General features: G+C 39.7%; 27 protein-coding genes, 1 tRNA gene and 1 riboswitch. Of the genes, 20 read left to right on the top strand and 8 right to left on the bottom strand.

Annotation, left to right across the window (positions count from 1 at the left end):
- Positions 1-42 precede the first annotated feature (42 nt).
- A complete protein-coding gene (locus tag HRJ06_RS16820; RefSeq protein ID WP_174734127.1) occupies positions 43-1596 on the top strand; it encodes a rhomboid family protein in 1554 nt (517 codons plus the stop codon).
- Here the strand turns inward: HRJ06_RS16820 and HRJ06_RS16825 are convergent.
- Complete coding sequence (locus tag HRJ06_RS16825; RefSeq protein WP_174734128.1) at positions 1562-2440, bottom strand: hypothetical protein; 879 nt, start codon at positions 2438-2440, stop codon at positions 1562-1564. The two genes, HRJ06_RS16820 and HRJ06_RS16825, sit on opposite strands and share 35 nt — an antisense overlap.
- Positions 2441-2607: 167 nt before the next feature.
- Here HRJ06_RS16825 and HRJ06_RS16830 point away from each other — a divergent pair, with 167 nt between their 5' ends.
- The 7 genes from HRJ06_RS16830 to HRJ06_RS16860 all read left to right on the top strand — a co-directional run bounded on the left by HRJ06_RS16830 (position 2608) and on the right by HRJ06_RS16860 (position 11152).
- Complete coding sequence (locus tag HRJ06_RS16830) at positions 2608-4065, top strand: spore germination protein (protein ID WP_174734129.1); 1458 nt, start codon at positions 2608-2610, stop codon at positions 4063-4065.
- Between the two features lie 122 nt (positions 4066-4187).
- Complete coding sequence (locus tag HRJ06_RS16835) at positions 4188-4409, top strand: YqgQ family protein (RefSeq protein ID WP_174734130.1); 222 nt, start codon at positions 4188-4190, stop codon at positions 4407-4409.
- An 8-nt stretch (positions 4410-4417) separates the two neighbouring features.
- Positions 4418-5392, top strand: coding sequence for an ROK family glucokinase (locus HRJ06_RS16840; RefSeq protein WP_174734131.1), 975 nt, complete (start codon positions 4418-4420; stop codon positions 5390-5392).
- 314 nt (positions 5393-5706) lie between these two features.
- Positions 5707-7581, top strand: a complete 1875-nt coding sequence (locus tag HRJ06_RS16845; protein WP_174734238.1) for an LTA synthase family protein — start codon at positions 5707-5709, stop codon at positions 7579-7581.
- Positions 7582-8194: 613 nt separating this feature from the next.
- Entirely contained in the window at positions 8195-9382 is a 1188-nt protein-coding gene (locus tag HRJ06_RS16850; RefSeq protein ID WP_174734132.1) for a M14 family metallopeptidase, read from the top strand.
- Between the two features lie 288 nt (positions 9383-9670).
- Positions 9671-10816, top strand: a complete 1146-nt coding sequence (locus HRJ06_RS16855) for a YqgU-like beta propeller domain-containing protein (protein WP_174734133.1) — start codon at positions 9671-9673, stop codon at positions 10814-10816.
- Positions 10817-10840: 24 nt separating this feature from the next.
- Positions 10841-11152: an MTH1187 family thiamine-binding protein gene (locus HRJ06_RS16860; RefSeq protein WP_174734134.1), complete on the top strand. Its 312-nt coding sequence runs from the start codon at positions 10841-10843 to the stop codon at positions 11150-11152.
- Positions 11153-11272: 120 nt separating this feature from the next.
- On the opposite strand, the gene HRJ06_RS16865 is transcribed toward HRJ06_RS16860, so the two are convergent.
- Together HRJ06_RS16865 and HRJ06_RS16870 are read right to left on the bottom strand one after the other, a co-directional pair.
- Entirely contained in the window at positions 11273-11446 is a 174-nt protein-coding gene (locus tag HRJ06_RS16865) for a DUF2759 domain-containing protein (protein WP_174734135.1), read from the bottom strand.
- Between the two features lie 105 nt (positions 11447-11551).
- Complete coding sequence (locus HRJ06_RS16870; protein WP_174734136.1) at positions 11552-12043, bottom strand: hypothetical protein; 492 nt, start codon at positions 12041-12043, stop codon at positions 11552-11554.
- A gap of 95 nt (positions 12044-12138) precedes the next feature.
- On the opposite strand from HRJ06_RS16870, the gene HRJ06_RS16875 reads away from it, so the two are divergent.
- Together HRJ06_RS16875 and HRJ06_RS16880 are read left to right on the top strand one after the other, a co-directional pair.
- Positions 12139-12774: an MBL fold metallo-hydrolase gene (locus HRJ06_RS16875; protein ID WP_174734137.1), complete on the top strand. Its 636-nt coding sequence runs from the start codon at positions 12139-12141 to the stop codon at positions 12772-12774.
- Between the two features lie 83 nt (positions 12775-12857).
- Positions 12858-13952 (top strand): class I SAM-dependent methyltransferase, encoded by a 1095-nt coding sequence (locus HRJ06_RS16880; protein ID WP_174734138.1) that lies wholly within the window; start codon positions 12858-12860, stop codon positions 13950-13952.
- A 43-nt stretch (positions 13953-13995) separates the two neighbouring features.
- Here the strand turns inward: HRJ06_RS16880 and HRJ06_RS16885 are convergent, their stop codons facing one another.
- The 3 genes from HRJ06_RS16885 to HRJ06_RS16895 form a co-directional block, all read right to left on the bottom strand.
- Positions 13996-14241, bottom strand: a complete 246-nt coding sequence (locus HRJ06_RS16885; protein ID WP_174734139.1) for a DUF2626 domain-containing protein — start codon at positions 14239-14241, stop codon at positions 13996-13998.
- Positions 14242-14322: 81 nt separating this feature from the next.
- Entirely contained in the window at positions 14323-15024 is a 702-nt protein-coding gene (locus tag HRJ06_RS16890; RefSeq protein ID WP_174734140.1) for a helix-turn-helix domain-containing protein, read from the bottom strand.
- A 351-nt stretch (positions 15025-15375) separates the two neighbouring features.
- Positions 15376-15447 (bottom strand) — tRNA-Gln (locus HRJ06_RS16895).
- 128 nt (positions 15448-15575) lie between these two features.
- Here HRJ06_RS16895 and comGA point away from each other — a divergent pair.
- From comGA to HRJ06_RS16940, 9 genes are read left to right on the top strand one after another with little or no spacing between them, the layout of a single operon-like run.
- Positions 15576-16646, top strand: coding sequence for a competence type IV pilus ATPase ComGA (comGA, locus tag HRJ06_RS16900; RefSeq protein WP_174734239.1), 1071 nt, complete (start codon positions 15576-15578; stop codon positions 16644-16646).
- Positions 16636-17664: a competence type IV pilus assembly protein ComGB gene (comGB, locus tag HRJ06_RS16905; protein WP_174734141.1), complete on the top strand. Its 1029-nt coding sequence runs from the start codon at positions 16636-16638 to the stop codon at positions 17662-17664. The genes comGA and comGB overlap by 11 nt, the downstream gene beginning before the upstream one ends.
- Before the next feature lie 26 nt (positions 17665-17690).
- Complete coding sequence (gene comGC, locus HRJ06_RS16910; protein WP_174734142.1) at positions 17691-18002, top strand: competence type IV pilus major pilin ComGC; 312 nt, start codon at positions 17691-17693, stop codon at positions 18000-18002.
- A complete protein-coding gene (comGD, locus tag HRJ06_RS16915) occupies positions 17983-18435 on the top strand; it encodes a competence type IV pilus minor pilin ComGD (RefSeq protein ID WP_174734143.1) in 453 nt (150 codons plus the stop codon). Before comGC ends, comGD begins: the two co-directional genes overlap by 20 nt.
- The gene (locus HRJ06_RS16920; protein ID WP_174734144.1) at positions 18422-18754 is read left to right on the top strand and encodes a hypothetical protein; all 333 of its coding nucleotides are present in this window, start codon (positions 18422-18424) and stop codon (positions 18752-18754) included. The genes comGD and HRJ06_RS16920 overlap by 14 nt, the downstream gene beginning before the upstream one ends.
- Entirely contained in the window at positions 18708-19175 is a 468-nt protein-coding gene (gene comGF, locus HRJ06_RS16925; protein WP_242035279.1) for a competence type IV pilus minor pilin ComGF, read from the top strand. Before HRJ06_RS16920 ends, comGF begins: the two co-directional genes overlap by 47 nt.
- On the top strand, positions 19172-19552 hold the full coding sequence (comGG, locus tag HRJ06_RS16930; protein ID WP_174734146.1) for a competence type IV pilus minor pilin ComGG: 381 nt from the start codon (positions 19172-19174) through the stop codon (positions 19550-19552). The genes comGF and comGG overlap by 4 nt, the downstream gene beginning before the upstream one ends.
- 14 nt (positions 19553-19566) lie before the next feature.
- Positions 19567-20067 (top strand): shikimate kinase, encoded by a 501-nt coding sequence (locus HRJ06_RS16935; RefSeq protein ID WP_174734147.1) that lies wholly within the window; start codon positions 19567-19569, stop codon positions 20065-20067.
- 41 nt (positions 20068-20108) lie between these two features.
- Positions 20109-20288 (top strand): YqzE family protein, encoded by a 180-nt coding sequence (locus HRJ06_RS16940; RefSeq protein ID WP_174734148.1) that lies wholly within the window; start codon positions 20109-20111, stop codon positions 20286-20288.
- A gap of 26 nt (positions 20289-20314) precedes the next feature.
- Here the strand turns inward: HRJ06_RS16940 and HRJ06_RS16945 are convergent, their stop codons facing one another.
- Positions 20315-21106, bottom strand: coding sequence for a YqhG family protein (locus HRJ06_RS16945; RefSeq protein ID WP_174734149.1), 792 nt, complete (start codon positions 21104-21106; stop codon positions 20315-20317).
- Positions 21084-22775 carry a DEAD/DEAH box helicase gene (locus HRJ06_RS16950; protein ID WP_174734150.1) on the bottom strand — a complete coding sequence of 564 codons (1692 nt, stop codon included), beginning with the start codon at positions 22773-22775 and terminating at the stop codon, positions 21084-21086. The genes HRJ06_RS16945 and HRJ06_RS16950 overlap by 23 nt, the downstream gene beginning before the upstream one ends.
- Before the next feature lie 174 nt (positions 22776-22949).
- Positions 22950-23041, top strand: a riboswitch (glycine riboswitch).
- A 172-nt stretch (positions 23042-23213) separates the two neighbouring features.
- Here HRJ06_RS16950 and gcvT point away from each other — a divergent pair.
- Positions 23214-24320, top strand: a complete 1107-nt coding sequence (gene gcvT / locus HRJ06_RS16955) for a glycine cleavage system aminomethyltransferase GcvT (RefSeq protein ID WP_174734151.1) — start codon at positions 23214-23216, stop codon at positions 24318-24320.
- Positions 24321-24328 lie beyond the last annotated feature (8 nt).

Raw genomic sequence — 24328 nt, forward strand, 5'->3', positions numbered from 1 at the left:
GGGGTTGTTTGAATAGCCCATATACAGAAAGAAGGGAATCGGTTGAGTTTTACAGAGGATTATACATTTTGGCGGTTGGCTGATTTTTTTATAAAAACTAAACAGTATCGAATTTTGCAAGTATCAAAAGACCAGAAGGAATTATGGCTTGAAAAAACAGAAGATAAATCTGCCCAAATCATTAGGCTTTTTCAATATAACTTAGATTGGAGCAATTGGCTGCAAAGAGACATTGAGCTGACAGCTGCTAATGGGGATAGAATCAGAAAGAAGCTGCTTAAAAGGCAGTTGAAGGTTATGAACATATATGTGACGCCTTTTCCCCCTGTTGACGATTATGAACCAATAATTGCTAAACCTTATCAGGGTCCTAAGGGGAAAGTTGAGGTTTCTTCCCTCATAATAGCTCAAAGTAACATTGTTGCTGAGCACGAAAAAATTGCCCGCTTATTTAACGAAACTGTTTCTTTTACTATACAAGATGAATATACGAGTGAAGATGTGGACAGGATGAAAAATTCTGCCTTGACCTATGCCTTGAATAAAGCAAAAGAGGAAAAATCGATTTTTGAGTTTGGTAAACCCTTTTTAACATATGTATTTATTTTTATCCAGATTGCTATGTTCCTATGGCTTGAAATGAACGGTGGAAGCACTAATACATCGACACTAATTAAGTATGGTGCCAAATTTAATCCACTAATTCTGGAAGGAGAATGGTGGCGATTTTTTACTCCGATCGTTCTTCATATCGGATTACTGCATCTCTTGATGAATACAATAGCCTTATTTTACCTTGGGCCATTGGTTGAAAGGCTGTATGGAAGCGGTCGTTTTTTACTGATCTATTTGTTCGCTGGGTTTTCGGGTTCACTTGCAAGCTTTATATTCAGCCCTCACCTGTCAGCAGGAGCCAGCGGAGCCATTTTCGGATGTTTTGGTGCATTGTTATATTTCGGGGTTATCCATCCGAGGCTCTTTTTCAGGACAATGGGTATGAACATATTGATTGTAATAGGCATTAACCTGGTGTTTGGCTTTACTATACCGGGGATTGATAATGCGGGACACATTGGAGGTCTGGCAGGAGGATTTGCTGCTGCTGGGGTTGTCCATTTTCCTAGGAAAAGGAGATTGCTAATCCAGCTATTATTTACGCTGGGGGTAGCAGCTATAGTAAGTTGGTCTCTATCCTATGGATATGGAGACACTACCAAAATGGTCGATAGGCAGTCGATTTTAGTTTTGGCTCAGCAGCACATCCAAGAGGAGCGGTACGATGATGCTTACCGTCTGCTTACTAGTTACTTGGAAGAAGAGAATGAATCTGAAGAAGTTCTGTTTCTCCTCTCCTTTACAGAGATAAAGCTTGGCAATCTGGACGAGGCCCGGAGTCATCTTCATAAAGTTATTGAGCTGGATCCGGAGTTTCATGAAGCACAATACAATTTAGCGCTTGTTTATTTGGAACAAAGTAATCCTGACCAAGCACTTATATATAGCAAAAATGCTATTCAATTAGAGCCCGATAATAAAGAATATCAGGATCTGCTAAACAGAATTAACGGTTTTTTGGGAGAAGCTGACGGAGCATAATCGATTCTCCATCTTTTGTTTCTGTGAAAATCAGCAGTTCAGGCTTCTTCTTTGAAATCATAATTAGCGGAATGGTACTGTAATCAGGAGCGATTACCGTGCCATCCGTCTTTTTAATTCCCTGGAAATAATTTTTATACAAGCCCTCCCATAGATTGCCAATTATGATATCGGAATTTTTGCGGTTATAGCCAGGAATGGGTTTTTGTTCATATTGAGGCAGTTCAGTCAATAACAATGGTACATAGTTATTCCTATCAACTCCATGTACTTTAAGTGCCTTTAGCAGATTTTGCTCGTTTCGGGATTTAAAAACTCTGTCTAATACAGTTTTCCATTCCAATTCCACCTTTGTGTGAGCCGTTCGGAAGGAGGCAAGCGGGCTGAACGAAGAATCTATTATATACAATCGGTCGGATGACATTTTTTGTGAACTGAAGATGTCTTCCTCTTTATTATGGATTTCTGAATAATGAAAAGAGATCGCATCATACACTCCACTCTCTTTGCTTTTTATTATCTGTTCTTGGCTTATCTCTTTTGTTTCTTGTTTCCACGGTCCTAACTTTCCCGCTAAACGTCCATTTTTAAACAAAAATCCAATATCCTGACGAAGGTAGGCCTCCTGTTCTAGATTGGAAGAGATCTTCCAGTTCACTGAATGTGAATTGTCTTCTGTATGATCAAGCAAAGTGAGTTCAGTGATTGCTTTGGTGTATGAGATGCTTGGATGAATAGGGAAAAAGATAATACTTTCTTTACTTTCAAGATTGAATTCTTTCATTAAAATTGGTGAAATGGAAATTCCGAGTGCTATCACAAAAACTAACATGTACTTTCTCATAAAAACCCTCTTTTTAAAATAATTTAAATCAACAGGCTGTCCTTTATTGATAGTTATGCCAGGTAGTCTGAGTAAATGCCGCTAAAAAGTATGTTTTTACCAATGAATGGCTATGATGTGGATAGTCGAAATTCGAGACGGAATAAAGCAGCTTTAAGAGGTGTAAAATGGAACAGCCTAAAAATCTAGTAAAATCATCATTAAAAGATAATATAAGTTATTTACGGACAGAGCTTGGAGTCGAGAAAAGCTTTGATGTAATTCAGCTCGACGCAGAACATGCGGGCAGAGAAATGGCTTTTTATTTTGTTGATGGCTTTGTAAAAGATGATATTCTTCTGCATCTCATGAAGATTTTCATCAAGCTGAAGGAAGAGGATATTCACTCTGATACATTAAAAAAACTTGTCAAATCATTTATTCCTTATGTCGAGGTGGAAACAACCAATGACCTTGATAAAGTTGTAGATGCAGTGCTGGCCGGACCTACTGCCCTTGTTGTCGATGGGGTAGATGAGGTTATTCTGATTGATGCGAGAACATATCCAGCTCGGGGACCAGAGGAGCCTGATACAGAGAGAGTAGTCAGAGGCTCCAGGGATGGATTTGTCGAGACTCTTGTATTCAATACTGCACTGACGAGAAGAAGGATTCGAGACCGGACATTTCGGATCGAGTATATGCAAGTTGGCCGACGTTCGAAAACCGATATAGCGGTTTGTTATATTGAGGATATCGCTGACCCAGCTATGGTACAAGAAATGAAGGATTCACTCGCAAAGATTGATACCGACGGCATTCCGATGGCTGAAAAAACGATTGAAGAATTTATTGGCGGCCAGCATTGGAACCCATTTCCAGTTGTCCGTTATACGGAGCGTCCCGATACAGCAGCCACACACCTTTATGAAGGACATATTTGTATAATTGTAGATGGCTCCCCGAGCGTTCTGATCACTCCCACCACATTTTGGCATCATCTTCAGCATGCGGAAGAGTACCGAAATAAACCTGTGGTGGGTGCATACTTAAGATTTGTTCGCTATATTGCTGTTTGGGCATCGATTTTCCTGCTGCCGTTATGGTACCTGTTTGCGGTTGAACCAAATCTCTTGCCCGAACAGTTTGCATATATCGGCCCGAACGAAGATGGTAAAGTACCGCTATTGCTGCAATTTCTTATCGTTGAGATAGGAATTGATATGTTAAGGATGGCGGCGATCCATACGCCTACAGCTTTAGCAACAGCACTTGGGCTTATTGCTGCATTAATGATTGGACAGGTTGCAGTGGAAGTAGGGCTCTTAACAAATGAAGTTATTTTATATTTGGCAATGGCTGCCATAGGTACCTTTGCAACTCCAAGCTATGAGCTAAGCTTAGCCAACCGTATTGTAAGGATCCTTTTGCTTGTTGCAACAGCCTTATTTAATGTTTATGGATTTGTAATCGGCATTGTTGTAATGATCATCCTGCTTTCAAGAATGAAGTCATTTGGAGTTCCATATATGTGGCCTTTTATACCGTTCAGCCCAAGAGGGTTTGCTGATGTTTTAATACGTGCCCCTATCCCTTTGAAAAATAAGCGCCCTAAAGTACTTAATCCACAGGATCCTGATAGATAAGTAATCTTTAGAAAAAGCGGAAGGATAGCTTCATGTTTACTTGAGGAGAATCGCCTTGTACACTATACTAAGTGAAGGCAACATAGCTTGCTTTTATTTACTAGTAGTGAGGGAAGGTTAATTTGAAAAGCATATATGATATACAGAAACTTTTAATAAAATATGGAACGATTGTTTATATCGGTGACAGAGTTTCTGACTTAGAGATGATGGAGTCAGAAATAAAGGATCTTCACGAGGCTAGATTAATTGAGACAATAGAATTCCAAACAGCCTTAATGGTACTGCGACGTGAAATTCGAATCGAAAAAGAGAAGAGACAAAGAAACAGACGGGAAAGGTGAAATGAAGTATGACGGAAAAATGGTTGGTTGGTGTCGACCTTGGGGGGACAACGACAAAGCTGGCTTTTATCAATTTATATGGGGAAATTATCGAAAAATGGGAAATAACAACCGATACTTCTAAAGAAGGAAAAAACATCGTAACGAACATTGCTAAATCGATTGATGAACAACTCGAATTTCTTGGACACCCGAAAGGTGGAGTACTCGGAGTAGGTATGGGGGCTCCAGGGCCAGTTAATCTTGAAACAGGTATTATTTATGGAGCGGTAAATCTTGGCTGGAAAGAAGAATACCCACTCCAAAATATAATGGAGGCTGAGACATCTCTCCCAGTAATTATTGATAATGATGCGAACTGTGCAGCCCTTGGCGAAATGTGGAAGGGTGCAGGGAACGAAGCAAAGGATCTCGTCTGTGTAACTCTAGGAACCGGAGTTGGCGGCGGCATTATTACAAATGGAAGTATAGTACATGGTAAAAGCGGTGCAGCTGGAGAAATCGGGCATATTACTTCTGTGCCAAATGGAGGATTTAAATGCAATTGCGGCAAAACAGGCTGTTTGGAAACGGTGGCTTCTGCCACTGGGATTGTCCGCATAGCGGCACAGGCCATCCAGTCCAGTAACCGTGAAACAGAGCTCGCTGCAATATTTAAACGAAACAACAAGGTGTCAGCAAAAGATATCTTTGACTTGGCTCGAAAACATGATCAGGATGCATTGCGTGTTATAGAAGAAGTTGCCTTCCATCTTGGACTGGCCCTCGCTAATTTAGCCAATACACTAAATCCGAATAGCATTATTATTGGTGGTGGTGTATCTAAAGCGGGAAACCTTTTGCTGGACCGTGTACGGATGAACTTTTTAAAATTCGCTTTTCCAAGAGTAGCGAAATCGACTGAACTAGGTCTAGCTACTCTTGGAAACGATGCAGGTGTAATTGGTGCTGCATGGCTTGTGAAAAATAAACTCAGCCTTTAATGGGTGGAGTAGACAGGAAGTCTCAGCTAGCTAAGGGGGGTTCCTGTCTTTTTTTGGCTGCTTTAATTATATTGCTGAATCTATTTGAATTTAACAATAATAACGCTTTTTAAATAGACTTACTTTTCTGAATATGGGTAAACTTGAAACTTTTATATGGGTCAATCGTCTAATACATAGGATCATTAAAACGGATATATTTACCAGTGTTTATGGGGAGAATTTGAATTTGAAATAATCACAAGATTACTCTAAAAACTTTTTACATTATTTTCAGGTAAAATCCCCGTTACGTAAATTAGGGAGGGAACATGATGGATAAGTCTGGCTGGTCAAAAATACCACTGATTGCCTTTGCAACAGTTTTGCTATGGCTTAAAACATATATTGTCTATAAAACTAGTTTTGATATAAAAATTGAAAATTGGAAACAGGAGCTTATTCTGTTTATTAATCCGCTCAGCTTTTTAATGCTCATTTTTGGAATCAGCCTTTTTATGAAAAAGAAAAACCAAACTAGGCTTATACTGATCAGCAGTTTTATCATATCAGCTGTTCTTTATGCAAATGTTGTTTTCTACCGGTTCTTTAATGATTTTCTGACAGTCCCAGTTCTTTTTCAAACGAGCAATATGAGTGATTTAGGCAGCAGTGTTAATGAACTTGTTAATCTTGTGGATTTATTTTACTTTGCAGATTTTATCGCTTTAGCAGCCATCATTAAATTTATGCCACAGCATATAGGATACCGACAATATTCCAAAGTAAACCGGCGGACATATTTCTTGATAGCCCTGGCACTTGCTTTCTTTAACCTTGGGCTGGTAGAGACTGAACGCCCACAGTTACTAACACGTACTTTTGACAGAGAAATGCTTGTTAAAAATATTGGCACATATAACTATCACATTTATGATATATTTCTACAATCCAAATCATCGGCCCAGCGCGCATTGGCAGACGGAAGTGAGCTGGCTGATATAGATAACTATATACGTGCTAATCATCAGCAGCCTAATCCAGACTTGTTCGGCATAGCAAAGAATAAGAACGTAATTCTTATATCGTTAGAATCAACGCAAAGCTTCGTAATAAATGAAACAGTAAATGGGCAGGAGATTACCCCTTTTTTAAACGACTTTATCAAAGAAAGCTACTATTTTAATAACTTTTACCATCAAACGGGGCAAGGGAAAACTTCGGATTCTGAATTTGTTGTAGAAAACTCTCTTTACCCTTTAAGCAGGGGAGCCGTCTTTTTTACACACTCTGGAAATGAATACAATGCCACACCGGATATACTAAATAAAATTGGTTATTTTACAGCTTCACTCCATGCAAACAACAAAAGTTTCTGGAACCGTGATATCATGTATAAATCATTAGGGTATGAGCGATTTTATTCTATGCCTGATTATAAGATTAGCGAAGAAAACTCGATTGGCTGGGGGATGAAAGATATTGACTTTTTTGACCAGTCAGTTCAGCACTTAAAAGAAATGCCTGAGCCTTTCTATGCGAAATTCATTACCCTAACTAACCACTTTCCATTTGAACTTGGAGAAGAAGACAGTCTTATAGAACCGTATACTTCTGATAATAAAACAGTCAATAATTACTTCCCAACTGTGCGGTACACAGACGAAGCGATAAAGCTTTTTATTGAAAAATTAAAAGATGAGGGTCTCTATGAAGATTCAATTATTATCATTTATGGTGACCATTATGGTATTTCTGAAAATCATAATAAGGCAATGGGAGAGTTCCTTGGTACTGAGGTTACCCCGTTCGTAAGCACTCAACTTCAGCGGGTACCGTTAATTATTCATATACCGGGGCAACAGGGCAAAGTGATCCCCACGGTATCTGGACAAATTGACTTAAAACCAACAATACTTCATTTACTTGGGGTTGATACTAAGGAAGATTTTGAGTTTGGTGCTGACCTTCTGGCCGATGATCGATTGGAATTTACAGTTCTGCGTGACGGAAGTTTCATAACCAAAGATTATCTATATACGAGAGACACCTGTTACGAAAAAGCGACCGGAGAACCAGCAGATGTTTCCGCTTGTGATCCTTATATGGAAAAGGCAAAAACCGAGCTTGAGTACTCTGATAAAATTATTTATGGAGATTTGCTTCGGTTTTATGAGCAAGATGAGCTTCAGGAAATAAATGAAGAATGATAAATGAAGCTTGTGTATTCTTTTAGTAGGTTGGTTAAGGGAAAAAAAAGAACATTATTATTGGCGATGTAATTTAACCTATGAATTACATCGCTTTTTTGTACTTTTAGTGGTTTAATGGCTCGAAATTGCATGTGAATTAATGCCTAATTCTTAGGTGTCATAAATTATATCTAAATGCTAATAGGTGACTAAAAGGTTTACAAGGTAATTATTTTTTAAAACTTTAGAGAAGTTATAACTTTCAACCTAGTTTTGAAAAATAATATGACAGAACAGAGCAGCGTTGACCTCGCTTCAGGCAATCGCTTTCCGCGGGCAACAAGAAACTGCTTCCTGCAGGGTCTTCAGCTGTTGCTTTCCTGCAGGATATTGATAAGGCATCCTCGAGTTAACCCGCACGAAAAAAATGCGAAGGCATTTTTGAGGAGTCGACTGCCCTTCGCTTCAATCATGATTCCTATTCATTTATAGGTGCAACACTAGCGTAGTGTATTTCCAGAGCGGCAGTTATGTAGCAGTATACGGCCTTTGTTCCATCGTATTTTTAACATAAGGTTATCTTTTCCGAAATTTATCATAATGATAATGATGAAGTGAGAGGAGGAGGGAAATGAGAGTAAAAATACGCCGAGGCGACTCATTTGAGTTATACAGCCAGTTATTTACGGTGTCAGCCGAGCTAATAGCTGACGCTAATGAAAAATTAAATTCTTCAGATCTTAAGGAAAGCCAGGAGGTTGTAATACCTGGATATGAATCAGAAACTTATAAAGTAAGACAGACGGATACTTTGTGGAAATTAGCAAAGTATAAAAGTCTCCCAGTTGACGCTTTAATTTTATTAAATCAGGAAAAGGCGGAGTCGGGTCTTAATGCCGGTGAAAGCATTAATCTGCCTCGAAGGATTAACTCCTTTACAATTAACGGAAAACAAAAGTATAAATCAGATGTACTAACCCGGCATATAAGCAGGCTGCAGGAGATTTTTCCGTTTATAAAAGTTCGCCAAATCGGTGAAAGTGTACTTGGAAAACCGATTCAGGAAATCAAGGTGGGAAAGGGAAAGCTGAAGGTTCATATTAATGCTTCTTTCCATGCCAATGAATGGATTACAACTGCTATTCTTATGAGACTTCTAAACCATTACTTATTATTACTTGCAAATGGCCAAAGTATAATGGGGATTCCCGCATCCCAGCTTTATAGTAAGGCTGAACTAACGATTGTACCAATGGTTAATCCAGATGGTGTCGACCTCGTTTTAAGCGGACCTCCTGACAATCTGTCACAAGAATTGATTGAACTAAATGGAGGAAAGACAGATTTTACAGATTGGAAAGCTAATATAAGGGGAATAGACTTAAATAATCAATTTCCAGCAAATTGGGAAATTGAAAAAGAGAGAAAGATTCCGAAAAAACCAGCTTCCCGTGACTATCCAGGTAATAGACCTTTAAGTGAGCCTGAGGCAATAGCGATGGCTGAACTGGCTAATAGCACCCACATTGACAGGCTGCTGTGCTTTCACACGCAGGGAGAAGAGTTTTACTGGGGGTATGAGGGCAAAGAACCTAGTGAGGCTGAACAACTAGCCCAGGAATTTACTGAGCTGAGCGGATATGAATCGATCCGCTATATTGATAGTCATGCTGGCTATAAGGATTGGTTTATCCAGCAATTTGAAAAGCCAGGGTTTACTATTGAACTTGGGAACGGAGTTAACCCGCTGCCCATATCCCAGTTCGACTCTATCTATAAAAAGGTAAAAGGCATCTTTTTTTCGTCATTATATCTTTAAGCGCACTTTTTTAATCTGGATTCTTGTTTTCTTTCCGGTCACGATTTAAAATGAATTATCAATATAATTGACAGTCCGATTTAACAGAGCGAGTAATTCCTGCTTGCTCTTCTTTTATGGGTGTTTTTCAGATGCTGAAGAAATAATGGGAATGTTGAAACGTTTGGAGGGTCCTTTTCGTACATAAGTATAAGGGCGATTTACAAGTGGCTGATTTTCTTTAAATATTGACTTTGCGTATATGGCATCTGAGGATTGTTTAAAGGAGCAAGGGGAGGGAAACATGGTGTGCATTTTAAAAAAATAGGCAAAAGACAAATAAAAATATTTCTAATTATGTTTCTCATCCTTGCTTCAGCTGCGCTTGTACTAGGATGCTCCAAAGAAACGCTTCCTTCCTTACATAGTAAAAAACAGTTTCACTCCGCCCCTAGGGAGAATCCAGGTCTGTTTCTAGCAAAAACCATTGCACCCTTCAATAGCTTTAAGGGGGATTTTTACCAGGCAAGTGGATGGGTGGATAACGAAACCCTTCTGTTTATAACGAATCAAAGTCAATCTTCATATATATACTCCCATCATATTATTACCGGTGAAAGTATGCTTATATTTGAAAGTGAGACTCCTATCGTTGCTGCAGAAATTAGTCCTTCCAAAAGTCACTTGCTTGTTCACTCTGCCCCTTCAACCTATCTAGGAAAGCTGACAGTAACTGACATTAAGGGAAATGAAAGCTTTTCTACTACGATGGATTCCTATGAACTATCATATACATGGAATCCATATAAAGAAGAGGAAATATTAATTTCAGCCTTTGGTGAGGATTGGCAATTTAGAAGTTACATTCTTAATCATAAAAAGGAAACAGTCAGTGAGGTATTCGTTCCCGAACCCTTTCCAAAATGGCAGTCAAAAGATGAATTGGTTTATTTAGACTGGGGGGAAAATGATCCGACACTTTTTGCACCGCTCGTCCTCCAATCGGTAAGCGAGCAGCAAGGAGCGCAGATTAAGAGTGACATATTTGGGTTTGACCGTTTTAAAGATATCCTTTTAACAATTACTATCAAAGATGATAAGCAAGAGGAAGCACAGTATACACTTTTTAATCAGGATCTAAACCAAGTCTCCTCTTTTAAGGCTCCCCATTTATCAAGGTTTTCTGGCTGGCTTATCCCTTATTATGACTATATACCGGTAAACAGCCGTTTTATTTATTTAGAGCCCAAACACAGTGCAGATGCCGATGTATATAATGATGGTTTCACTTTGGTTTCATTCGATATAAGTGCTGGAGAGAAGGAAGAAGTAATGAGCGGGCTTGAAAACGAACCATTAAATTGTTCGCCTGATGGAAGTTTATGCCTTTATGGATTTCAGTTTGAACGGCTGTTAGATTTGCAGCAAAAAGAGTGGTATAACTTAATTGAATAAGTCACAACTGGAAGGAGAACAGATATGGCAATAGCAGACGTAACCGTTATTCCAATCGGAACGGGCACCCCGAGTGTAAGTGCATATGTTGCAGAGATCCAAAAGGTTTTAAAAAAGTATGAGGAAGATGGTCAAGTTCGTTTTCAGCTAACACCGATGAGCACTATAGTAGAGGGGGAGCTTGCAATTTTATTTGAAGTGATCCAAGCTATGCATGAAGTACCTTTTGACCACGGAATTAAAAGAGTTGCTACTAATATCCGGATTGATGACCGGAGAGACATTTCAAGGCAGATGGAGGAAAAGGTATCTAGAGTAAAGAATCTGCTTGAATAAAACATTCTAATGTTTAAACCAAAATAAAAAGGATTCGGAATAAAACATGCCGAATCCTTTTTATTGTCAAACTGGACTGCTATAAATGTAAGATAGCCACTTTTTCCAATAGAAATGGTTTTAGTGAGCTGCTGGGTATCCGCTGTGCAGAATAGTCATAACAGTAAACCAGCCAAATACTAAAAGTGTTCCGCCTCCAAAAACGAGTCCAAGAACATTTTTATTTTTAAGCGCTGAGAAAGTGCCGAAGCCGGCGAGGATCGTTACTAAAGCAAAAATAATAACCAGTCCCATTATAAAGCCCCCTTTTGTTATTATCAGCAGGCATAGCCTGTTAGTTAATCAAGCTCAGGTATGAAAACCCGCTATGTAAATAAAATGTGAAGATCCTATATTATTTTATAGGTTTTTTTCGCATTTGTCGAGATCTAAAAACTTGCACTTTACATTATAGGCTGCATTGATACGAGAAATCAATTCATCATCGTAGCGCCCGGCAAAATAAATTAAAGAGCCAGCCTGTAATAAAGTGAACACTAGGTGCTCTTCCAGTTGAAATTGAGCCATTTTCAACGCTTGTCTATCGTTTCCTGTAAGTTCAAAGGCAACGATCATTACCTTAAATAATAGAAACAAACCATTGATGTCCAGGCCATAGTCAGAGAAATTATCCCCTGGCTTACCTCCACTGCATAGTAATAAATCATGCTGTTCCTCAAAAAAACCAACTTCCTGCAAGAAGTCTTGGGCCTGCTGTGCTTTCTCAAAATCAGCATAAATATAGATTGAACCATGTTTATATGAGTAAGGGTTTTCTGTTTCGAAAATTTGTTTGAAGTCTGTAATCTCTTCGATTAGAGATTTTGCTTCAATTCCGTATACCGTTTGCACTATTACCTCCTAAAAAGCGGATTTCTTAATTATGTATTGATAATAGTGTAAAATAAAAACGGAAGCATGACAAATAGTATCAGGAGGTGTCGATTGTGGAATGGTATCAATTACCTTTAGGGCCGCTTCAGACAAATTGTTATATTGTTTCAAAGTCAGATGGAAAGTGTTTAATATTTGACCCAGGTGGTGAAGCTGAAAAGGCCATTCAGTACATAACAGAAAAAAACTTAAAGCCTGCTGCTGTCATATTGACCCATGCTCATTTCGACCACATAGGGGCAGTTGACGACCTGCGGGAACATTACACTATTCCTGTCTATGTTCACGAGAAAGAAGCAAAGTGGCTGTTGGACCCTGCACTAAATGGATCACAGTTTTTTAGAGTCGGTGAATTGATAAGAATTAAACCAGCCGATCACATTTTGGCTATAGAAGAAAGACTGGCTGTTGGCGGAATGGAAATGGAAATATACGAAACACCGGGCCATTCCCCTGGGAGTTTATCCTTTTACTTTCCTGAATCTGGATTTGTTGTCGCAGGAGACGCGCTGTTTCAGGGAAGCATAGGACGGACTGATCTGCCAGGTGGAGACCATGCTCTGCTGCTTCAAAGCATCCACGACAAGCTGTTAAGCCTGCCAGAAGAAACGGTTGTCCTGCCTGGACACGGTCCTGTAACTTCTATTCAACATGAGATGGATGCAAATCCTTTTTTGAACGGATTTTAAATGAATGGTCCGCTCCCTCTATTATAGAGGGAGCGATGTTTAAACCTAAGAGCAGAAAGTTAACAAAAGGGTAAGGAGTCCGTATGAAGAAGCTGATTCAGGAAAAAATCAAGAATTCTCCTAATAGTGTGATTACCTACGCAGACTATATGGAGGCAGCCTTATATGATTCTCAAAAGGGTTATTATATGAGAGACCTTGAAAAAATAGGTCGGAAAGGCGATTTTATTACGAGCAGCAATATATCTGACGTGTTCGGAAAGGCCTTTTCAAAGTGGTTTTTAAACATAGTAATAAGTGAAGGTATTCCTGCGGTCTTTTGTGAAATTGGGGCAGGGAACGGTAGATTTGCTAAAGCTTTTTTAGATGAGTGGAATAAGCAGCAGGAGATTCAGCTGACGTATTATCTGGTTGAAGCCAGTCCCTATCACAGGGAGCTGCAAAAGAAGCTCTTAGCTGGCTATAGCGGCTGTGTATGGTATTCGATGCTGAAAGACCTGCAGGAGTTGAAGGGTATGGTCTTTTCTAATGAACTTTTTGATGCTTTACCTGTACATGTCATTGAACAGGTTGATTCGGAATTAAAGGAAGTTATGGTTACAGATAACAACGGGGAACTAGCAGAAGAAATGGTCCCTTTACAGAATGATAAAATACTTCGCTTTATTGAGGAACATAAGATCAGCCTAGAAAAGGGACAGCGTATAGAGATTCCTTTAGCAATGCAGCAAATGATTAAGGACATATCAGATTGCCTTAAGGAAGGTCTAGTTTTAACAGTGGATTATGGATATTCAAAAGAAGAGTGGAAAGAACCTGCGCGGAAAGCAGGCAGTCTGCGGGGGTATTATAGACATAAGATGATTGAAAATGTACTAGATTATCCTGGAGAAATGGATATTACCTCTCATGTGCATTTCGATGTTATCGCAACTGAAGGGGAAAAGTATCAACTGGATTTTCTTACGAGATTAAGGCAGAATGAGTTTTTGGTGAAGATTGGTGTACTGGATGAACTGGCTGAAAATTATGATCCGAATCCATTTTCTGACGTTAGTAAAAGAAATCGGGCTATTAGAGACTTGGTAATGCCGGGAGGAATAAGCTCAGCCTTTCATGTGATCATTCAAAAGAAAAATTTAAAAGTTCCTCTAGAAAACCTATGGGTGAAAATATAAAAAAGCGATGGGGTTCCATCGCTTTTTTTAGATTGGCGTAGTTTTAGTGTCCGCCTGCACCAGGCACCATCATAAAAGTCGTCCAGTAAGTAAATCCTGCAAAGAAAACCGTTAAGTATGCACCAAAAACATAAATATACATTCTTTCGGACAACTTTAAGTAGCTTAGCAGCAAGAAAAATCCTGTCTGACCAAAGAAAAGTAAGGACGTGGTAAACATATCACCTACGAAAAACATAACGGCAAAGATACCTGTCCAGAAGCCTAAAACTCTGTACATTCGTTCCAAAGCTATCCCTCCTTTTACCCTGCAAATCCATCATTACATATTATAAGGTAAAGGACATTAGGTTGTAAACTATCATTGTAATTATTGGGCAATAACTGCCTGATAGGAACAAGAGTCACAGCCTGCAAGCAAGTTTTGTTTTTCAATTAGTTCAATGGAATCAAACACAGCCTCGAACATGCCTTTTAAAAATTCATAGTGCATGCTGCAAACAGCCTCGGAGTGATCGATAGCCACTTCTTTAAAGGGGCAGTTAAAGATTTGAAAATATATTTTTGTTTTGTCGTCACTAACTTCAAATTCGGGGTAAAACCCAGCCATCGTTGAAGCACTCTTAATAATATTGAGCTTCTGATCAAATGTAAATGCTCCATCAGTGTGATGGTGTCTTGAAATCTGTTGCTCAATCAGCTCACTGCCCAGACGTTTGCCAGTCAAATAGAGGGCCTTTTTCCCTTGTTCTCCTAGCTCGAGCATGGTTAAAATAGCAATTTTAGAGAGCAGCTGATAGTCCCTGAACGGGAAGTTCAGCTGAATTACATCTTCTGATAATCGATATAGCCTACTGGGTCTGCCTCCTTTGCCTGTTTTCTTAGTTTCTGAAACAAGCATGTTCACATCTTCCAGCTTAGATAGATGCAGTCTTGCAACGTTTGGGTGAATTTCAAAGTTGTCAGCAATCTCTTGAACCGTAACATCCTTATGCCTTTTTGTGATGTATTGATAAATATGATAACGAGTCGGGTCAGACAAAACACTTGTAACCTTTAATGTTTGTTCCACCTTACTTCACCTCAGAGAGCTTTAATTTTCCTTTATTATAATATAGCTGTAGTTATCTGGGAATGAGGTTAACACTGTATCCACTATTGTTTATAAAATGTTCACAACTAAATGGCGAAATCATGAACAAAAACCCTATTAGCATTCACTAGCTATAACCAAAAAAGCCTCGTTCGGCCCTATCTTATGATAGTCGGGGCTGAACGAGGCGCTTCCGCTTTTCTGTTTGTCTAGCTGCAGCGCCAAGCCCCTCGAGTCATAAGCTGTGCCCTTAATGAAGGCAAAAAGCGCCTTCATTCAGGCCCCATCTTATGCTGGTCGGGGCTGAACGAGGCACTTCCGCTTTTCTGACTGGGCTAGCTGGATTCGAACCAGCGAATCACGGAGTCAAAGTCCGATGCCTTACCGCTTGGCTATAGCCCATCGTTGCTGCTACATCAATTAGTATGAGACAGCTGCCATAAAATATACACAATTTTTTAAAAAAATGACAGGGATTAAACAGGATAGAAAAGAAAGATATAGCATAATTAAAAAGGTGGTGTTTTAAAATTGTACAGTCAATTGAACATTTAGCAGATTCCATCATTAGAGGTGCTTTAAGGATCGGGGCTACGGACATACATATTATCCCCCGTGAAAAGGACACTATAGTAAAGTTTCGGCTTGGAAACAAATTAGTGCCAAGATTTACTCTTTCCAAAGAGGAATGCGAAAGGCTTATTTCTCACTTCAAGTTTACCGCCTCTATGGATATTGGTGAAAAAAGGCGTCCACAGAGCGGTGCCTATTCCTTCAGCCACAAAGGTCATTCCATAGGCCTTCGCTTCTCCACTCTACCCTCAAGCAAAAATGAAAGTATGGTTATTCGAATTCTTCCGCAAGAAAACCAGATTCCCTACTACCAAATCTCCATTTTCCCTGAACTTACAAGGAAATTAATAGCTCTCTTGAAGCATGCTCATGGGCTTATAATCCTTACCGGACCAACTGGGAGTGGGAAAACAACAACACTTTACTCGCTTTTAGCCTTAACTGCTGAAATGGTCACCCGTAATGTTATTACACTTGAGGATCCAATTGAAAAGCAAAGTGATACTGTTCTGCAGGTGCAAGTGAATGAAAAAGCCGGGGTTTCTTATGCTTCTGGTCTTAAAGCGATTTTGCGCCATGATCCGGATATTATAATGGTGGGTGAAATCAGGGATAAAGAAACGGCTGAGATTGCGGTTAGAGCAGCTCTAACCGGGCATCTTGTATTGACAACCATGCACACCAGAGATGCAAAGGGAGCGATTTACCGACTAAATGAATTTGGAGTGAATTGGCTTGAAATTGAGCAAACATTAATCGCAGTGACTGCCCAGAGGCTAGTTGAGTTAACCTGTCCTTATTGCAAAGGAGAGTGTTCTCCATATTGCTATTCATCTACTCGTGGCAAGAGAGGAAGCGTTTTTGAAATTCTGACTGGAGGTGCCCTTACATCTGCGATGAGAGAGGCTAGGGGAGAGAAAGAGTTTTATCCATATAAAACAATTAGGGACATGATTATCAAAGGGATTGCTCTAGGCTATATAAAAGAGGGAGAATATGAAAGGTGGGTATACCAGGATGAGAACTAGGTGGGCTTTAAAGGAACAAGCCCGGTTCTTAAAAAGGCTAGGAGAGCTCTTAGCAAGAGGGTACCCGTTATCTGACGCAATTGAATCCATTGCCCTTTATTTGGATTTAGATAAAAAGCAGGAAATTATCGGATGTCTTTCAGAGTTAAAAGAAGGTCATCCGCTGCATCGCGTGCTGGCAAATCTTCATTTTGACCGTGAGCTCATTAATTATGTTTATTTTGCTGAACAGCATGGAGGCTTGTCGCAGGCCTTCATTGCTGGCAGTAATATGATGCTGAAACGAGATGAAGATATTAGAAGAATCATTAAATTGGTTTCCTACCCCGGCTTGCTCGCAGTTATAACGAGTATTTTGTTTTTCTTTGTTGATCGTGTGCTGCTTCCTAAGTTTTCTTCTTTATTTATTAGCATGCAGTTAGAGCAAAATACGTTTTCGAAGATCCTCTATCTAATTGGAGATATATTTCCGGTTATTTTCATCGCTACTTTAGTTAGCTGCCCTCTCTTTTTATCCTACTATTTTTTTATTTTTAGACGTAGTTCACCGCTTGTCCAAAGAGCAAAGCTAGTTAAGATACCGGTTGCAGGGAAACTGCTTAGGTTATTGTACACCCATTCCTTTTCCATCCAGCTTAGCTACCTTTTTGCAGGTGGAATATCGGTGCTTGATGCATTGAATCTTTTTGAGAAGAATGAACGAGAACCTTTTTCAAAGCAATTAGGAAAAGAAATTAAACGGAAACTATTAACCGGGCAAGATTTTGAGACCATTGTTGAAGGCTTTTCATTTTTTGAAGAAGAATTGGCTAAAATTATTAAACATGGCCAGGAAAACGGAAAAATCGGACAAGAGCTTGATTTTTACAGCAAATATTGTCTCTCTCAGCTCGAAGACCGGACAGAACGGCTTTTAAGAACGCTGCAGCCTCTTCTATATAGTTTTATTGGCATATTGGTCGTCATGCTTTATTTAGCCATTTTATTGCCTATGTTTCGTCTCATGGAAGGTTTTTAATATTGCAAATAAGAAGGAGATTTTGTATGAAGAAAAATCAAAAGGGTTTTACCTTAATCGAAATGATGATTGTTTTGTTAGTTATTTCTGTCCTCCTGATTGTTACAGTTCCAAATATCGCCAAACATAGTTCGAACATAAATGATAAGGGCTGCAAGGCTTATGTGAAAATGGTCCAGGCTCAAGTTCAAGCCTATGAGATTGACAAAAAGGCAATTCCAACTATTACACAACTTGAAACCGAGGGCTATTTAAATGGAGGAGATACTCCCTGTCCTGACGGAACAGTAATTACGATCGGGTTAGACGGTGTTGTATATGCGGGACCGGTTCAATAGCTGCGAAAAGGGGTTTACTCTGACAGAAACTCTCGTAGTTCTTTCAGTTTTCCTAGTTATTTCTTCTATCACACTGCTTTTAGTCAAACCTCAGTCCAACATTATCGACAAACAGTCTTTTTTTACCCAATTCAAGGCTGATCTATTCTTAGCCCAGCAATACGCAATTTCCCACCAGCAGAATGTCTACGTAAATATCAGCCCGATAACACATTCCTACTATATAAGATCCCAATCAGGAGGACCAATTATTGTTGATCGTAAATATTCAAGGGCAATAACCATTGAACCGAGGTCCTTGCCTTTATATTTTCAGTTTACCCCTTCTGGAAATATAACTAAATTTGGCAGCCTATATATTGCCATTGGTGGTGATTCCTACTTAATGACATTTCAGATTGGAAAGGGGCGTTTTTATATTGTTAAGGAGTAATGGGTTTTTTCTTGCCGAACTGCTCCTGTCATTAACAGCCTTCTTTCTAGCTGTAAGCTTCCTGCTTCCACTTGTCCTGCATGTTAAAACACAATCGTTAACAGTAAGACAGGAGGCTGCGGCTGTCCATTTATTGTATGAGCAGTTACAAGCAGCTCGTTTAGATAATTCTTTAGAAGGCAGGTGGGAAACAACTAGGGAAGGGATCCAGTATACGGTTTTGGTATCGTCAATCGACGGAGGAATTGCCCAGGAGGTGTGCGTTCAATTTGATGGATTCAATAACAAGCAAATCCAAAAATGCAGGAAAGTTGAATGAAAAAGGCTTTACTATACTGGAGATGCTGTTTTCCTTCACTCTTTTTCTACTGATCGTCGGTTTTTTACCGCTTGGCTTAAGAACTGTAGTGGAATTCAACCAGTTTGAAAAAAGAATGCAGCGGCTCGAATGGGAGGTGTTTATCAGCCAAGTAAAAAAAGAGATGAGGATGGCTGAACAAATAACTGTTCAAAATGATCGGATCTTTGTTTATCGAAACAATGAAAAAATCCTTTATGAAAAATATGGTTCTAGTTTACGCCGAAGGGTAGATCTTAAGGGACACGAAATCCTTATTCAAAATATTAAGTCGGTCGGTTTTAGCTACCAAGCGGGACAACTGGCAATAACCATCATAGATTTGTTTGGACAAGAATATATAACCCAGTTCACTCCACTCATTAGAGGGAATGTTTCATGAAACGAGAAAAAGGTTTTACCTTTCCGCTGTCAGCCTGCTTTTTACTTTTGTTCAGTTCATTTTTCCTGATCCACGTGGAAATTTATTTAAACGAAAAGAAATTCTATAATGAAACAGAAGAAATTTTAAGGCAGGAATTCTATATGCTCTGTGCGGTTCAAGACATAGAGAAAATGCTGTTACTGGAAACTACGATTCCTGCGTCCGGTGTGCTGCATTATGAAAGTGGCAGTGTTTATTATGTTCAAACAAAGTTGTCAGACACTGTCGATCAGTTTATTTTTACCATGCCGGTGAATGCAACCGAACAAATAACAGGAACTGGAATCTATGACAAGACATTGAAAAAGATGGTAAAATGGACTGAAAAGAACTGACAGGGGAATATAAGATGAAGCCAATCTATTTAATCGGTTTTATGGGTGCAGGTAAAACGACAGTTGGTCTGCAGCTAAGTGACAAGAATGGAATAGCCTTTTTTGATACAGACACTGAAGTCGTCAAAGGAGAAGAGACAAGCATTAACCACCTCTTCTCTGAAAGAGGCGAGGAATATTTTCGTCAATGTGAGACAAAGGTCCTTAAGGGTTTACCGGTAACTGATGCTGTTATTTCTACAGGGGGCGGGATAATACTTGCTGCCGAGAATAAGAAGTATATGAAGCAAACAGGAACGGTTGTGTACTTAAAGACAACCTTGGAAGAGACTCTGATAAGGCTGGAAGGCGATACTTCAAGGCCGTTACTATCAGGAGCCAAACAAGAAGAGGCGGCTGCCTTGTTTTTGCGGAGACAGCCTATATACACAGAGGCATCGGATATGATTGTTAATACAACAGGAAGAACCATTAACGATATCGTAAGTGAAATAGAAGCTGGTTTGAAACTTTGATGGATGGACATACTTGTTAACGAAAGAAGGCAGGTGTGTTTATGAAAACGAATGATTATGTAAAATATATAACCCAGACTGTGGTCAAGTATATCGATCAGCCAAAAGATGAAAGAAAACAGACTAAGCTCGCGAAAAAGGAAACAAAGCCCCCTTTTCTGTTTCGCTGGTTTGGAGTTGTTCCTTACGCTATCATGGCAATTTTTAAAAAAACAAAATAAAGCAGGCAGCCCGCCTGCTTTATTCATTATACAGCTTCTGATGTCAAATAAAACACTCCGCCATTTACCACGGAAATATTAATCTTTGGCTCATATTGTTCTTGAAGGGCTCTTCTTTCTACCTCATAATTCTCATTTTCATTGTCTTCTTCATAAAAGTGATTTAGAAGGTCGAGATCCTTCTTCCAGCGCTCTTTTGCAGCATCTGCCCACGAATGATCCTCACTTTTAAGCTCTGTCTTTAAATATGCTTCCACTCTGGAAATCCCGCTAACAGGCATAATCAATGGTGATAGGGTAAAGGTGTGATCGGGTATTTTGGGTGTCAGCTGAATATTTACCAATTTTTCGTGAAAACCTTCAATAAGCTGACCACTTATAAGCTGTATGCCGATCGATTTGAAAATATCCTTTTTTCGGTCACATTGATAAGAAATCTTTAAGTTCATACAAAGCCATGGCATCAGCGCAGCTTGTGTGCCAGCTGGAGGCTTATGCTCTTCGTACAGTCTGATATGTCCAGCGAGGTTTTTCGCTGAACCAAAGATCTGATGAAGCCTTGGTGAGCCAAAATGAATCGTTTCTCCTATAATATCATCAGGTGCCAGTTGATTGTTGGTTATCAATGTAAGCTTCATAGGGTTTGGAACCCCGCCTGTTTTCTCGAGGTAATGCCAATAAAAGGGTCTATTCATCAATTCCTTGTCCATTTCGATGGTCAGTTGGACGGTTAAATAGCCAGGGTGATTCTCTATAATCTCACAGCCGTTTGACTCGAAATACCTTTCCAAAAATTTATGAATTTTCTGTTGCTGCACGTGCTAGTCCCTCCTTCATTTCCTCGGCAAATTGAATCATGCTAGTCAAGTTCTCCATCTTGATTTTCATTTCCCCTTCTGTTGCCGATTGTCCAAAGATATCAACAAGATGATCTTCGATACTTCCAAACTCCAATCTCGTTAATATATCATCCAGATCACCAATTACCTTTTCGAATAACTGGATTTTTTCATATAATAGTTTTAGTATGTGTTCTTCAACTGTGTTTTTCGTCGCAAAGTTATAGATTCTCACATCATTTTCCTGACCAAGACGGTGGATTCTCCCGATTCGCTGTTCGAGCTTCATTGGATTCCAGGGTAAATCAAAATTTATAATATTGCTGCAGAACTGCAAGTTAATTCCTTCTCCGCCTGCTTCGGTTGCGATCAGCACTTGAGCGTGCTTCTGGAAGAGCTCTCTCATCCAATCCTTTTTCCCCCGTTTAAATCCGCCGCGAAACGGAACCGAAGTAATTCCATGCTGCTTCAGGAACCATTGTAAATAAAGCTGCGTTGCCCTGTATTCTGTGAAAATAATGACCTTGTCATCGATCTGGCGGATCAATTCAAGGGCTTTTTCCGCTTTGGAGTTCTTAGTTACAGACTCTACTTTTTTGATTAAAAACTGAATGGTGTCCTCGTATTCTTTTGTGGGAACTTCTTGCCTTTTAAGCATGTTTCTAAGTGTGTAGTAGACTGCTTCCCGGCTGCTGCAAGCCTCCCTGTGCAAAGTCATCAGGGAAAATTGGCTAGACATGAGGCCGTCCGCCTGGTTTCTTAATAATGTGATTGAATCATACAGAGCTTGCTCTTCGGGAGAAAACTCAATGGCGATTGTCTCAACATGACGGTTGGTCCATTCTATTCCTGTATCAGCACGCCTGTTTCGAACCATAACTTTATTTACTAGCTCTTTTAAATGGACATCTTCATTTACTGATCGTTTGTTTCTGCTGCTATATTTATCATTAAACGTTGTTTCGTTTCCAAGATGTCCAGGCTTGAGGAGCGTTACCAGATTGAAAATTTCCTCTATCCGGTTCTGGATGGGGGTTGCTGTCAGTAACAGACAAAATTTCTTTTTAAGATTTTGGACAAACTCATAATTTTTTGTTTTATTATTTTTCAACTTGTGAGCCTCATCAATAATAATGAGGTCATAGTCCAGCTTATTGATAATATCTTTATGGGGACTTCTCTTAGCAGTATCAATCGAAGATACAACTACATCATACTGCTCCCACATATAGCTTTTTTTCTGGGCTATAGCTGGAATGAAAAACTTTGTTGTTAACTCTGAGGCCCACTGTGAAACAAGGGAAGCTGGAACGAGTACCAGGACTTTTTTAACTAGCCCCCTAATCATGTATTCTTTTAAAATCAAACCAGCTTCAATTGTTTTCCCAAGGCCAACCTCATCAGCAAGAATCGCTTTGCCGTTCATATTTTCGATGACCTGCTTTGCGACTTCAAGCTGATGAGGCAAAGGAGTGAGATGAGGAAGATGACCTGGCGCAATCAACCCCTCAAACTCGGGTATGACCGTCTGTTGTTCTACCTCAACGGCCAGCTTGAATAAATCCCAGTTTCCCCAAGGTCCGTCGGCTCTCATTCTTTCTAAAAATGCATCCTGCCAGGAAGAATCAAAGTTTATTTGCAGTGACATTTTATACACCCCATTCAAAAGCATAAATATATTGCCCAATCAGGCCCCTTAGTGGTAGGATAAAAATAGCTTTAATGTTTAGAATATTAGCATTTAAAAAGTTTTTTATTAAAATTTGATTAGCTTAGTCAATATGGTTTAGCATGCCCAATCTGGAAAAAATTATAGATGCGGATGACAGCAAGGGGAGAGACCACATAAGTGGCGCCGAAGGAGCAAGCAATTCAAATTGTGAATCTCTCAGGCAAAAGTACTCTTGTTTGACGCAGCTCTGGAGAGTGTTGCCGGCACGCCGGTAACCACCAAAGGGGAAAGCCTAGTACAGGTAAACTTTCAGGTGAAAAGGACAGAGACCTTCTCTTTTTTGAGGGGGTGTTCTGTCCTTTTTTGTGCAAAAAAACTATAAACAACTAAGAAGCTCTTATAAGGGGGATTAGTATGTCTGATTTAAAACGCACTCCGCTCTATGAGTCATATAAAAAGCACGGAGCGAAAACGATCGATTTTGGCGGATGGGACCTGCCTGTCCAATTCTCAAGCATCAAGGAGGAACATGAAGCAGTAAGGACTAGATCTGGCTTGTTTGATGTTTCTCACATGGGAGAAATCGAAGTAAAAGGCCCTGGCAGCTTCTCTTTTTTACAAAAAGTAATGACTAATGATCTATCAAAGCTAAAAATCGGAGGAGCCCAATATACCGCTATGTGTTACGAAGATGGCGGAACAGTTGATGACCTCCTCGTTTATAAATTGGCAGAAAATGAATATCTCCTCGTTGTTAATGCAGCAAATATTGAAAAGGACTACAACTGGATTATTGAAAATGTGGAGGGTCAAACAGAAATTCGCAACATCTCCGAAGAAACAGCTCAGTTGGCCATTCAAGGCCCATTAGCAGAAAAAATCCTTCAGAAGCTTGCCACGGAGGCAGATCTAAGTGAAATCGGCTTTTTTAAGTTTAGCCCATCGGTTGATCTCAATGGAAAAAAAGCCTTAGTATCTAGAACTGGATATACAGGCGAAGATGGATTTGAAATATATTGCTGTTCAGAAGATGCAGCTGGCCTTTGGGACGATATCCTTGCGGCAGGCAAGGATGAAGCCATTCTCCCTTGTGGACTGGGTGCCAGAGACACACTCCGTTTCGAAGCTTGCCTCGCTCTTTACGGACAGGAATTAACGCCTGATATATCTCCGCTTGAATCAGGCATCGGCTTTGCTGTCAAGCTTAATAAAGAAGAGGATTTTATCGGGAAAGCAGCTTTGAAACAGCAAAAAGAAAACGGATTGCCAAGAAAGCTTGCTGGTATTGAGATGATAGACAGAGGAATTCCACGCCATGGTTACCCGGTTTACAAAAATGGCCAGAAGATTGGGCAAATCACATCGGGAACCCAATCACCAACTTTAAAGAAAAACATTGGATTAGCGTTGCTTGAATCAGGAGAAACAGAGCTAGGCAACGAAATCCAAATTGAAATCCGCGGCAAACGCCTAAAAGCAATAGTGATTCCTACACCGTTTTATAAAAGAGAAAAGAAGTAATAGCAGGA

This window comes from Mesobacillus harenae, from assembly GCF_013343715.1.
In the GTDB taxonomy this organism is placed as follows: domain Bacteria; phylum Bacillota; class Bacilli; order Bacillales; family Cytobacillaceae; genus Mesobacillus_A; species Mesobacillus_A harenae.